Consider the following 11,934-nt stretch of genomic DNA (forward strand, 5'->3'; position numbering starts at 1 on the left):
TCAGGGAAGGGCGGCGTCGACGTGACCGCAGCCTGGCAGGCCTGGCGGTCGCGGCACGGGCGTTAGTCTCGCTCGATTCGAATCGGCTCGAGCTTTTCAGCGCGCTGGGGCAAAATGAAAATCAGTGCAAGCATGCAGGTGATCAGGGCGGCCGATGCTGAATATCGGCTGAGCGCCAATCCACCGCTTGCGATTGGTTTGTCGAGCAGATCGCCGACCGTGGCGCCGAGTGGTCGGGTCAAGATGAAAGCCGCCCAAAACAACGCCGTGTGTGAAATCCGCGTCCATCGGTAAGCGGCGATAACGATCAATAATGCTCCGGCAAACAGCAGTGCCCCGCCTTCATAGCCGAATCCCCAACCGGACTTTGGATCGGCAACCCAATCGCCCAGAGCGGTTCCCAAGGTTTGCGAAAACAGGATCGTCGCCCAGTAGAAGCACTCGGCCTTGTGAGTGTCCAGGCGTTTGATCGATATCGAGCCGAGCGATCGATGCCAGACATACAGAGACGCAGCCAGGCATGCAACTAACAGCGCGGAGCCTCCCATGTATCCGATTCCGAGCGAACGGTCGAACAAATCGGCCAGGGTGGTGCCTACCGTGGTGGTGGCGACGATCACGGTCCAAAACAGGAAGGGGCGGAAATGGGATGCGCGAATCTGAAAAAATAGCGCAGCCGCGAAGATTGCCGCGAAGATTGCGGTACCCGTCAGATAGCCCAGATTCATCGACATGGTCACCGCGTCGCCGGCCGTCTCGCCAAGGGTGGTGGCGGCGATCTTGATCAGCCAAAATCCAAGTGTGACCGCTGGGACCTTGCCCAGCTCAGAGAGTCGGTTCGAAAGGGAGATTTCATTTGATATATTCATGTTCGCTCCGTGGTATCAGGCGTGGCCTTTTCGCGCACCCCGCCAATCGCGCCGCTTGGGGGCGCAGGGACGAGGGGGGGGAGACGCATAGTCAAGGGTGTCGCCGTTGCTTAGCCGCGGTCGCTTCGAGACGTTCCGCCTTTAGTTCGTTCGCTTCAGCGACCGCGGTCTCGTGTTTGGTGGATACGACTTTGCTGGTTAGCGCGTCCACCTGAATTTCAGTAACACCGCCTTGCCCCGCACGCACCACATCGAAAGACCAGACCAGTCGTCCATGTTCGCGTTCCAGTTCTGCGCTTTTAACCACCCCGTTGGGAACGCGGGTCAAGGCAATGGCTTTGGCCTGCTGCTCCGTGATTTTCGCCTCCGCTCCCACCTTGGCTGGCGTTCCGTCGCCAGCATAAGCGTTGGCAATTGAAAGCAGAAGCGATGATACGGCGGCAGCAACTGTCAGGATCTTTCTCATAAGCCCTCCAAAGCGAATGGCCCAATGGAAACGGGGCTACATTCGAAGGAACCGAGAATACGACTCAAGTATTAGGACAGAATTAGCGAGGAGTTGTGTTCGTTCAGATGGGTTTCCGCGTAGTACATGTATGGTCGTCGCACCGCATCGAGTGGGTTCCATAAGCGGTCGCGTCCAAGCCGATTGCTTCTACCCGGTTGGTAACGATGCGCGCACTGGCGCGTAGACAGATGTGGCGATTTTCTTAGGCCGGTCGGAAACAGGTACTCGCTGCCGTCGAATCCATGAGACCTCCGTGGTTAAGGAATCTCATTGCGTCTATATCACCGCCTCGGCTTCCTTTGACGCACCATTAACTTGCCAAATCGGCAACAACTGTCTTGCACTGAGCGGTATCGGCGGGTAAAAAAGCTGTTGGCAGCTGCCGGTCACTACAGACAGCAGTCGGCAAGAGCAGGCAAACTAATGACAGATAAGCAAAACGCCTATGAGTGTTCAACGTGCCACCTTGTTGAATGGGCTTTTAGTGGCCGCAATATTCTCCGTTGCCGCCTTCTCGATTTATCAGACGGCGAGGGGACGTCAACTGCAAGGCACATGACCTCGACAATCTCCATGTTGTCGACGCCCGCTTCTTTGTGTCGTGCGGAGCGGTCAGTCCTTCGCTGGCCATCATCGCCATCGCACTGCGCGTGGCGTTCCTCTGCACCGACGGATGCGCTGACCGGGGGAGCTCCGGCTACTAAGCGCAGCCCGAGGCGTAGCGGTGCGGGCACGGCGGAGAGCCTGACGCGAACGGATGACACCCGGCGCTGGTCGAGCGCAGACCTGATCTGGCCGCACGCCGCGGCGAGCAGTTCGTTGCGCCGGCGCGCCTCGGCGCGCTTGTGCGACGGCACATCGGGGGAGATTTCCATCGGCGCTGTCGCGCAGGGCACTTCGTAATCGCCGTCGCCGCGGCGCTTGGCCTGCAGCTCTTGCCATAACGCGTCATAGTCGGAAGAGATGCGACGATGGCGGCGCCAGTTGATGGTGACGCGGTTGCTGTTGCTGACCATGCGCAGCGTCTTGCAGCCGAAGTAGTCGCCGATGTCGCGCAGCAGCGCGACCATCCACTTCCTCGGACGAGAGCCGTGCAGCGCCTTGGTCACAAGTTTGATCAGTTGCGCGCCTTCGTCGGAGCGCACGCCCTGCAGGGCGCCCAGCTGAATGCTGGTCACGCCGGGAGCGGCCGACAGGGTGAAGCTGATCGCATAGACGAACGACTCCTCGCAGAACAGTTGCAGCGTAAGTTCGCCCTCGCGATGGCCGACGTTGGCCGCGCACAGGCGCAGTTCCAGTGGCGTCCCATTCTTCCCCTCGAATGCGGCCAGCTTCACAGGGCGCGCCGCGGCGCGTGCGACCAGCGTTTCGAGCCCGAACCGGGAGATGTGCTGGTAGTGTCCGATCATCGCATCGACCCGGTCGGCGCAGTGCAATTGGCGCGACAGGTAGGGGCGGTAGATCTTGTGCATGACGCGCGGATACTGGCGCGCCATGCGCGCCATCGACGGGTGGCTGGACAGGAATTGGCGCCATCGCAAGGTCTGCGCCGGATAGATAAGGGCGCCGGCAAGTAGCTTGAACTGGTCTTTGAAGGTGGCGCGGCGATGCCGGAACAGCGGCAAGGGCAGGGAGGCCGGAAGCTTCATGGGTCTCTACGAGTCGTGCGCCAACGCCGGGACGGGGCTGCGATACGCCGCGGTTCGGCGTATTGACAATGGTAGCAGACGGAAATTGCCAACAGGTGGATCAGTCATTGCCAGCCTGTAATCGGATACCACATCAAACGACTTGTTCGCGTTCCGGCTCGGCGCTTTTTACAGCGTCGTTTAAGACGCTGTCCGGGACGATGGCTTTTTGCCGCCGCCCGGCGATTTTTGCGTTCGCTCGACCCTTGGCTGGGGTTCTGTCGGCCAGCAAAGGCGTTGGTGATTAACAGCAGAAGCGACGTCTCATCGACAAGTCGAGCAGCGAATTTCCGAGGGGCTATCGATAGCGGTATTATTGATATTCTTAACGCACGTGAGGCTGTTTCCGCTGCCGCACTTAACCTGTAATGAACGCCATAAAATGAATGCCGCGTGAATCGAAAATGAATCCGCGCCTAGCGCATTACACCCGGATATAGGAAATGCCGCGGCCGAGCAGAAGCTTTGGTGGGCCGCTCGGAGTCATGGTGAATCGTCCTGCGCGAGCACGCGCAGAACAAGACCCGTAACGAACGCTAAGATCAGGAGGTACATCGATGACGCGGCGTCGAGTTCTACGCCAGACCACCAATTGTTGAAGCGGCATCCAAATTCATACACAACGATCCATGCCAGTAGCAGCGCACCGAGCATGGCTGAGAACAATTTCACTACCATGACGCCTCCCCCCGCCTCGCGCTAATTGCAACCCATGTGCGTGAATCTGTTACCCATCTTGCTATAGCTGTCTGTACGTTGTTTTGACAAAGACCAATACTTACCGAAGTGCAGCTAAGGGCATTTGGAAAGCCCGAATGGCAAAGTCACCTAACGCTGCAAGCGGACCGTACACTGAGTTGGACAATACTTGTAGGGCAACCAAGATCCAGACTACGAATGGAGGATAGGGTGGTGGGCAATGATCAATCAGGCACTGTTTCTCATCGGGAGAGGCTGCTGACAACCTCGCCTCCAGAGTAGAAAAATAGCCCACTTCGCCTGGGCTGTTTTTTACGCGTAATAAACGAAGTCAATTACGGCATGACGGCTGCGGCCCCAATCCCGCCAATTTTCCAACTGGATATCCTCCTGTGCGGTTTGCTGCTCAAGGTTTTCTCCCCTTAAAAATTCCAAGCTGACTGTTGTGTTTGGTAAGTGCATGCTTCCTCAAAAGCTGAGGCGTGAAATTCCGTTCCGGAATTTCTAGGGTTCCAAAGTGCCGCTTTAGATGCGATCTGGCAGTTTTATACTCCACTTCAATCGCACGCCTAACAAGCGCATCGATACGGGGACACTCAGAATGGCCATCTACGAATTAACTGGCGTGACGCCAACGATCGATCCGAGCGCCTACATCGCGGACGCTGCAACCGTCATTGGAAATTTCACCCTTGCCGCCGGTTCCACCGTCTGGTCCGGCGTCGTCATCCGCGGTGACAACGAGTTGATCGACATCGGACGGAACGTGAACGTGCAGGAGGGCGCCGTGCTTCATACCGATCCCGGTTATCCGATGACGATCGGCGCGGACGTCTCAATCGGCCACCAGGCCGTGCTTCACGGCTGCACGTTAGGCGAGGGCTCGCTGGTGGGCATCCAGGCCGTGATCCTGAATGGCGCAAAAATCGGCAAGAACTGCCTGGTCGGTGCAGGCGGGTTGATCACCGAGCGCAAGGAGTTTCCGGATAACTCGCTGATCGTCGGCGTCCCGGCGAAAGTGCTGCGCACCTTGACCGAAGCGGACATCGCGGGCATGCACAAGAACGCATCGGAATATGTAGCGCGCTGCCAGCGCCTTAAGACAGAACTCAAACAGATTGGCTGAGGAGCGCTACATGCAACAGCTACCTTCCTCCGCGGTCGTTCGCGAAGTCGGTTTGCGCGACGGTCTGCAAAGTATCGCCACCGTCATGCCGACCGAGCAAAAGCTCGAATGGATTCGCGATGCTTACGCCGCGGGCCTGCGTGAAATTGAAGTCGGCTCGTTCGTGCCTGCGAAGCTGCTTCCACAGCTCGCCGACATCGCCGACCTGCTGGCGTTTGCGAACACCCTGCCGGGCCTGCGCGCCTCGGTATTGGTGCCGAACCTCAAGCGGCATCGATATCGCGCGGCTGCTAGGACTGCGCGCAAAGGTCGCCGGATGGCTCGCCGGCGAGACGCTCCATGGGGACATGCATCTTGCAGGGCTGCCAAAAACTTTTTCAACTGCGGCATACGCCTGATACACGGGACACGAAAATGCAGACTACAGATACCCAAACTGCGCAACTGTTGATTCCTAACTCAGCAATACGGCATGCAAAGCCGCTTCACAAGGACGAGACTATGGGCCCATGGCTGACCGCGGTCACAGGAGCACTTGTCCCAACCGTCAATTCAAATCCTGCGAAGAATTCGTATTGTCTTGAGAGTTTCTCGCTTGTCCAAAGAACAAGGTTGGCAAATTTTAAGTGTCCGGCCAGAAAGTTCCCGCACGGCATTCACCCCAGGTGTCGAATCATCGGCGTAAAATCACTTGAACGCCAAACGCGCCTTACTCCTCATTGAGTAAGCCATAGTAAGGGTATAGGTAAGGGTATGCGGAAAAATCAATCTCGGCGAAAGCCAGTATCCGTGCGGGTCGCACGTCTCAATACGAATCCCACCGTCGCCTTTGTATAGCGCAGTGGCGTTGGGACTGATTAGGATTGAATTTAAGCAGAAGACGGATGGGCATCGCCGAAACTACAATACTAATTTGGCAAGCGCATCTGCGGCGATTTGACCGCGCAGATGTCCATAATGCTTTTCGATCATGGCGACAGAAGTCCCACTAATCTGCGCGACGGTAAGCAGGTCCAATCCTCCGTGAACCAGATCTGTGATGACACTGTGACGTAACGTATATGCAGTGGTGCTCTCGGGAAGGCCGGCCCTCGCAGCGGCGTCTTTTAATGGCCACTTCCATGCATCCTTGTTCCATGCCTGTCCATTCGCACGGGCGAGGAGGGGAGCGTCGGCAATTCTGTCTTCGGCCGCTGTAGCGAGCAGATTTGCGGTCTCGCGAGGAAGCTTAATGCTTCTGCTTCCCCCGCTCTTATCCCTCCCCACATTCAGCACGTTCAAGCGGCGATCGAAATCTGCTACGGTGAGCGCAGCAAGAGCGCCCGGCCGAAGCGGCAACAGCGATAGACCTTGCAAGAATAGCGCTAAATCGGCGGGCGCAGATCGCAGAAAGCGCCGGCGCTGATCGCGATCGAGATACAGCTGGCGCCGTTTGGTGGCATTCTCGAACGCCTTCAATGGTTCGCGCCATGCCCGATCGGACCCTAGCAACCCGTTCGCGTAAGCGTAATTGAGCGCCGCACGAACTGCGGCGATGTCTCTGTTCACGGTGCTCTTTGAACGTAGTCGAGTATCGCCTCGTCTATTGATGGTCACTGGCGTGGCGACCATACGCCTACGGTAGGCCTGGACATCATCGCGATTGAGGCTGCGTAACTCGATCGTTTCAATGGGGTCGCCGAGAACCCAACGTTCATAGCGACTGTTTAAATCCCGGGCAGCCTTTCCATCCTTGACACCGAGTATCCATTCAACGTACTGAGTGCACGCATCCCACACAGTGGCATTAGTAACTGCGTGGACAGGCCGGTCGTTGGCCACAGTGCGAGCCGCGTCCGCCGCGCGATCGAAGCGCTCCGCTCCCGAAAAATGCTCCAGTGTGCCCATACCGCTTTCAATCTCGGCTCCCAACCCGTCTCGGAAACGAACGAGCCAAGTTCCAGCTGAGCGGGTGGACATCTTGCGAAATCCAACGTAGAGCCCTTGACTGACGCGAGCCCAGTATGGTTCGCGGCGAACTGGCAGTCTGGCGCGACCTGAAACGGTGTCGATCCTGTTAGGCATGATCGTCCAAATGAGTCATCTGGCGGTTTGACACCAATGGCCACGTCGAAGTTCACCACAGAAAATGTACGGGAAAAGTACGGGAAATCGCGTCGGACTCCGGCGAACTTTGACGGACAAAAAATGGGCGTTCTCCTATGAGACGCCTGTTCCGCTGGAGTCCGCACACGTCTAGGGCCCAACATTCACACTGCAGGGGTCGCAAGTTCGAAACTTGCACTTCCCACCAAGAATACGCTGTACATCAAAGGCTTGTGAGTTTTGCTCACAGGCCTTTTTTGCGTTTGGTGCTGGAGGATTCGTGAAGACGAACCAGATGTACACTACGCTCCGGCTTGGGGTGCGTTGCCGGGAAAGCGAGCTGTGTAACTCGTGTAGATTGAGCTCGCCAGCACGGGGGATGTGTCATGCCACGTGGTTGATGCAGAAATTAACGGCAATCTCGTCCCAGTTAGGCATGTGCCTCCGCCACAGTCGCGGGCTGCGCGATCCATCTGCAGCATGCAGATAACATCTCAGAATATCGGCGCCGGAAAACTCAAGGATGTTGGGATCTTCGCCCATTCTCTCCACCAGTGCTGCAGGCGGCTGGATGTGCAGGAACGCCACCCCATGAGGCGAAGATGAATCGAACACCCTGAATGCCCAGCCACTTTTCTGTGCGCATACGTGATCGATGTGATGAGGCGGAACGTGCTGAAAACGAGGTTGGGCGATAGACAGGTCGATCACCTCATTTGGCGAAAGCAATGCCCAATTTGACCCGTCCGGTCCCTGCTTCATGGCTGGATGGAGCAATGTACCGCCGGTAAACGTGCATACTTTCTTCCCGGGCCCGAACTGATTCACGGGCCCGTTTAATATAAAGGTAGGCATAGCGCTCCAATACGGCGTTGGGAATCTGAACCGAGTAGCCAGAATAGATAAGCTGCCGCCCTGTGCGTAGCTATCAATGTTGAGAGTATCCTGCGGTGAGGGGCTCTACCGGGCTACACAAGGTCACGGCGGGTGTGTGATTTCGAGGCCCATCCAATGGATCGACCAAGTGAGTACTATTGGACCTACTTTGTTGGCTCTGAATTATTCCGCTAACGTTGCAATTCGTTAAACTTACGCATTGCAACCACTTTGGAATTTTTCTACGATGAACCCATTCAGTCTTGCGATCCCTTTTGGACTTCTCGGTCCAGCGTTTGCAGTAGGTGTCTTCGCGTATGCATGGAGTGGCTCGCTTCGACATCTTTGGTGGTTTGTCGGAATTGGAGGAGTAGCCTCGTACGTCCTGATGGCGATGTGCCTTACGTGGGCACTTTCCGACATCGGCATTTCAGGCAACTTAACTGTGTTGCCAAAGCCGGCACTCGATCCGCTCGCGATCCGCTATCTCTCGTTCATGCTTGTATGGCTCGTAGGCAGTTCCGTCATCCTATTCCTCACGCGGCATCTGTTAGCGAAGATATAAAGTCAGCTTGCTTCACATGTTCGCTATGGGCTTTTGATGGCCGGAGATTGGCGTTATCAACCGCCGTCAGCGCGCACTCGGCATTGGTTCAGCCGGCCGGCACGAGCGGTGCAAGCAAGTCGAACAGCGCAGCCGAGTCGACCGGCTTGACCATGTGATGATCGAATCCGGCAGCGAGCGTGTTGCCCCTGTCGTGCGCGCCGCCGTAGCCGGTCGCGGCGATCAGCAGCGCCTCCGCGGTGTCATGGTGCTGGCGCAAGCGCCTGGCCAACTCGTTGCCGTCCATGTCGGGCAACCCGATGTCGAGGATGCAGACGGCCGGCTTGTCGCGCCGCGCGCGCTCCAGTCCCCGAGCTCCGTTGTGCTCGACGAGCACTTCGTGGCCGGCCGCTTCGAGCAGCATCGCCAGCATTTCCGCGGCATCGACATTGTCGTCGACCAGCAAAATGCGCAGCTTGCGCGCCGCCGCGCCGCGACCATCGTGCGGCTCTTCCTTCGCGGCCTTGAGCTGGACCGGATCGACGCGCGGCAGCGATACCGTGAAGCGGCTGCCGGTGGCGGCGCCGCCGCTGTGGCAGGTCACCGAGCCGCCATGCAGCATGATCAGGCTGCGGACCAGCGCCAGGCCGATCCCGAGGCCGCCCTGGGTCCGGTCGGACGTTCTGGCCGCCTGCGAAAACAGGTCGAACACGTAGGGCTGCAATTCCTCCGCAACGCCCACGCCATTGTCCTCTACGCTCAGAATGACCGAGCTGGCCGTCGCCTCCGTGTGGATGACGATGCGGCCTCCAGGCGGCGTGTATTTGACCGCGTTGTTCAGCAAGTTGGACAGCACCTGCACCAGCCGGATATGGTCGCCGATGACGTACGCCGAATCGGCCGACGAGATGACGGTCAGCTCGTGGTTCCTTGCCTCGACCAGCGGGCGCACCTGTTCCACCGCGTCCGCCACCACGCGCTTGATGTCGAGCGAATGGTCTTCCAGTTCGATCAGGCCGCGCGTGACGCGCGAAATGTCGAGAAGGTCGGCCACCAGGCTGGACATGTGCTCGACCTGGCGGGAGATCACGGCGCTGGTCTTGCGGATGCGCTCTTCGCCCAGGTTGGCGATCGTCAGCAGGTCGGCCGCGGCGCGAATCGGCGCAAGCGGATTGCGCAGTTCATGGGCCAGCATGGCGAGGAATTCGTCCTTGCGCCGGTGCTCTTCCTGCAGCGTTTCATACAGGCGCGCGTTCTCGAAGCCGCTGGCGGCAATCGACGCGAGCTGCGTCAGGATCGCTTCGTCCTCTTCCGAAAATTCGCCCTCGACCTTGTCGCAGGCCTGCAGGATGCCGATGTTGGATCCATCCTGGGCCTTGAGCGGTACCGCCATCCATCCGCTGGCGCGATCGGCTTCGCTGCCCAATCCTGTCCAGCCGGGATGCGCCAGCAGTGCGTCTCGCGTCAGGCGCAAGGGCTGGTTGCCGCGGCAGACCATCGCGCACAGCTGCGGGCCGGCGGGACCGCTGGAGATGCCCGCGTATTTTCCCGACACCGACGCGGCATTGATTGCGCGGGCGCGGTTATCGTGTGTATCGAACGAGATCGCGGCCTGGTGCACGTCGAGGATGTCGCGCACGATGTCGACCAGCTCCGCGGCAATGACATCCATCGACGCGGAGGTGTGCAGCTGGTTCGACGCCGCCGCCACCTTGGCCAGCACCGCGGAATGGCGGCGCTCCGCGCGCAGTCTGCGCGCCAGCTCGGACTCGACCAGCTTGACGTCGTGAATGTCGGTGTTCGAACCGATCCACATCGCCAGGCGCCCGGCCTCGTCGTGCACCGGCACGGCGCGCGACAGGTGCCAGCGGAAGTGGCCGTCCGCGCGCAGGAAGCGCTGTTCGACCTGGAGTTCGGCGCCGTTCGCGAGCGCCTCTTGCCACAGCCGGACGCTCACATCAACATCGTCCGGATGGATGATCTGCGTCCAGTTCCAATCGCGCATCGAGCCGGCCTCCAGCCCGGTGAACTGGCTCCAGGCCGGGTTGAGGTAATCGACGTTGCCGTCCGCCGTGGTGGTGAAGATCTTCTGCTGCATCGAGTCCAGCAGCAGCCGCAGCCGCCGTTCGCTTTGGCGCACGGCTTCCGCGCGCGCCGCTGCTCGGTGATATCGGTGTTCGTGCCGATCCATTCGCGGATCGACCCGTCCTGATGGCGCAGCGGCACGGCGCGCACGCTGGTCCAGCGGTACTCGCCGTCGGCGCGGCGCACGCGGTACTCGACGTTGTAGATCGATTGGGCGGCAACGCTGGCGCGCCACACCGCGGCGGTGCGCGCGCGATCGTCTGGATGCACGGCGTCGAGCCAGCCCACGCCTTTCCATTCATCGTAGGTCTGCCCCGTGAATGCGCGCCAGCTCGGCGAGTCCTCGGTGATCATGCCGTCACCGGCGCTGGTCCACACCATCTGGCTGCTGGCGATGACGAGGGACCGGAAGCGCTCTTCGGACAGGCGCAGCGTCTCTTCGGACTCGACACGTTCGGTGATGTCTTCGTGCATGAGGATTACTTCGACGACGCGGCCGGAGGCGTCCTTGATCGGCTGTGCGCACGCAGTGACCCAGCGCGGGCGGGCGATGATGCCCAGCTCCGCCGGGTCGTACAGGATCGCCGGGATATCGACCGCTTCGCCAGCGAAAGCGCGCAGCAGGTAGGCGGTCACTCCCTTGGCCTGGAGCTGCGGGTCGGTCAGCAAATTGTAGCCGCCGTGAAGCACGTACTCCTTGAGCGCATCGCCGAACGTACCTTGCCACAATGCTTCCCACGCCCGGTTGACTTGCAGCGTGAAGCCGTCGGCCGACAGCAGCTGCATGCTGATGGGGGCCTGGTCGAACACTTCGCGGAACCGGATGTCCGAGCTCGCAGCAGGGGGTGGAGCTACGCTCATAGGTCTGGTGTCATCCATTGGTGAGTGCCGCAAGGCGGGGCGCGGCCGGCGAAAAATTATAGCAGGAAGGTAACTTAATTAACAAAAAGAAAGGCCGGTGAAGCTTCTCACCGGCCTTTTCGTCGAAAGCGCACGCCCGGCGCGGCGCCGGGTTCAAGTGGGGTCGTCGATTTACTGGGACGCGGCGAGCAGCGATCGCACTCGCGCAATCAGTTCGCTTGGTTCGAAAGGCGCCGCCAGATAGGAGTCGGCGCCGGCTGCCATGCCAAGCCGCGTGTCGTGCAGGCTCACCAGCGCCGCTGAAGTCTGCAGCACCAGCACGCCGTGCGTGGCGGGATCGGCCTTGAGGCGGCGGCATACTTCCGCACCGGAGATATCCGGCAACTTGACATCGAGCAGGACGAGCCTGGGGAGCAGCTTGGCTACCATCATCATTGCGTCGATGCCATTCGAGGCCTCCTGCACGGCAAAACCCGCGTTCATCAGGAGGCGCGTCTTTGCGTGGCGGGCGGCATCGTTGTCGTCGACGTTGAGGATGAGGGGATGGGGAATCATGAAGGCGATGGAGAGGGGGGCGGCGCAATGTTGCGGGA

At 59.5% G+C, this 11,934-nt stretch carries 9 protein-coding genes and 3 pseudogenes; 3 read left to right on the plus strand and 9 right to left on the minus strand.

Annotation, left to right across the window (positions count from 1 at the left end):
- Positions 1 to 62: 62 nt before the first annotated feature.
- Both Q4S45_RS08665 and Q4S45_RS08670 read right to left on the minus strand, forming a co-directional pair.
- The gene (locus Q4S45_RS08665) at positions 63 to 869 is read right to left on the minus strand and encodes a hypothetical protein (RefSeq protein WP_305510991.1); all 807 of its coding nucleotides are present in this window, start codon (positions 867 to 869) and stop codon (positions 63 to 65) included.
- A 91-nt stretch (positions 870 to 960) separates the two neighbouring features.
- The gene (locus Q4S45_RS08670) at positions 961 to 1,335 is read right to left on the minus strand and encodes a PepSY domain-containing protein (RefSeq protein ID WP_305510993.1); all 375 of its coding nucleotides are present in this window, start codon (positions 1,333 to 1,335) and stop codon (positions 961 to 963) included.
- A 545-nt stretch (positions 1,336 to 1,880) separates the two neighbouring features.
- On the opposite strand from Q4S45_RS08670, the gene Q4S45_RS23215 reads away from it, so the two are divergent.
- Complete coding sequence (locus Q4S45_RS23215) at positions 1,881 to 2,081, plus strand: GMC oxidoreductase (protein WP_374046103.1); 201 nt, start codon at positions 1,881 to 1,883, stop codon at positions 2,079 to 2,081.
- Between the two features lie 147 nt (positions 2,082 to 2,228).
- Here Q4S45_RS23215 and Q4S45_RS08680 read toward each other — a convergent pair.
- Positions 2,229 to 3,026: pseudogene (locus Q4S45_RS08680) on the minus strand (DUF535 family protein); the annotation flags it as partial.
- Positions 3,027 to 3,548: 522 nt separating this feature from the next.
- On the minus strand, positions 3,549 to 3,743 hold the full coding sequence (locus Q4S45_RS08685; RefSeq protein WP_305510996.1) for a hypothetical protein: 195 nt from the start codon (positions 3,741 to 3,743) through the stop codon (positions 3,549 to 3,551).
- Positions 3,744 to 4,365: 622 nt separating this feature from the next.
- On the opposite strand from Q4S45_RS08685, the gene Q4S45_RS08690 reads away from it, so the two are divergent.
- Entirely contained in the window at positions 4,366 to 4,890 is a 525-nt protein-coding gene (locus tag Q4S45_RS08690; protein ID WP_305510997.1) for a gamma carbonic anhydrase family protein, read from the plus strand.
- Positions 4,891 to 4,900: 10 nt separating this feature from the next.
- Positions 4,901 to 5,158: pseudogene (locus Q4S45_RS08695) on the plus strand (hydroxymethylglutaryl-CoA lyase); the annotation flags it as partial.
- A 632-nt stretch (positions 5,159 to 5,790) separates the two neighbouring features.
- On the opposite strand, the gene Q4S45_RS08700 reads toward Q4S45_RS08695, so the two are convergent.
- The 5 genes and pseudogenes from Q4S45_RS08700 to Q4S45_RS08720 all read right to left on the minus strand — a co-directional run bounded on the left by Q4S45_RS08700 (position 5,791) and on the right by Q4S45_RS08720 (position 11,896).
- A complete protein-coding gene (locus Q4S45_RS08700; protein WP_305510999.1) occupies positions 5,791 to 6,777 on the minus strand; it encodes a site-specific integrase in 987 nt (328 codons plus the stop codon).
- Positions 6,778 to 7,359: 582 nt separating this feature from the next.
- Entirely contained in the window at positions 7,360 to 7,830 is a 471-nt protein-coding gene (locus tag Q4S45_RS08705; protein WP_305511001.1) for a hypothetical protein, read from the minus strand.
- Positions 7,831 to 8,504: 674 nt separating this feature from the next.
- Entirely contained in the window at positions 8,505 to 10,535 is a 2,031-nt protein-coding gene (locus Q4S45_RS08710; protein WP_305511003.1) for an ATP-binding protein, read from the minus strand.
- Between the two features lie 65 nt (positions 10,536 to 10,600).
- Positions 10,601 to 11,359: pseudogene (locus Q4S45_RS08715) on the minus strand (PAS domain-containing protein); the annotation flags it as partial.
- Positions 11,360 to 11,512: 153 nt separating this feature from the next.
- On the minus strand, positions 11,513 to 11,896 hold the full coding sequence (locus tag Q4S45_RS08720) for a response regulator (RefSeq protein WP_308633174.1): 384 nt from the start codon (positions 11,894 to 11,896) through the stop codon (positions 11,513 to 11,515).
- Positions 11,897 to 11,934 lie beyond the last annotated feature (38 nt).

It is taken from the genome of Massilia sp. R2A-15 (assembly GCF_030704305.1).
Lineage (GTDB): Bacteria > Pseudomonadota > Gammaproteobacteria > Burkholderiales > Burkholderiaceae_D > JAFCUW01.

Excerpts from the sequence above, each read along its gene's own strand:
- Q4S45_RS08665 (WP_305510991.1), bottom strand. The coding sequence starts at position 869 with ATGAATATATCAAATGAAATCTCCCTTTCGAACCGACTCTCTGAGCTG.
- Q4S45_RS08670 (WP_305510993.1), bottom strand. The coding sequence starts at position 1,335 with ATGAGAAAGATCCTGACAGTTGCTGCCGCCGTATCATCGCTTCTGCTT.
- Q4S45_RS08685 (WP_305510996.1), bottom strand. The coding sequence starts at position 3,743 with ATGGTAGTGAAATTGTTCTCAGCCATGCTCGGTGCGCTGCTACTGGCA.
- Q4S45_RS08690 (WP_305510997.1), top strand. The coding sequence starts at position 4,366 with ATGGCCATCTACGAATTAACTGGCGTGACGCCAACGATCGATCCGAGC.
- Q4S45_RS08705 (WP_305511001.1), bottom strand. The coding sequence starts at position 7,830 with ATGCCTACCTTTATATTAAACGGGCCCGTGAATCAGTTCGGGCCCGGG.
- Q4S45_RS08720 (WP_308633174.1), bottom strand. The coding sequence starts at position 11,896 with ATGATTCCCCATCCCCTCATCCTCAACGTCGACGACAACGATGCCGCC.
- Q4S45_RS08700 (WP_305510999.1), bottom strand. The coding sequence starts at position 6,777 with ATGGGCACACTGGAGCATTTTTCGGGAGCGGAGCGCTTCGATCGCGCG.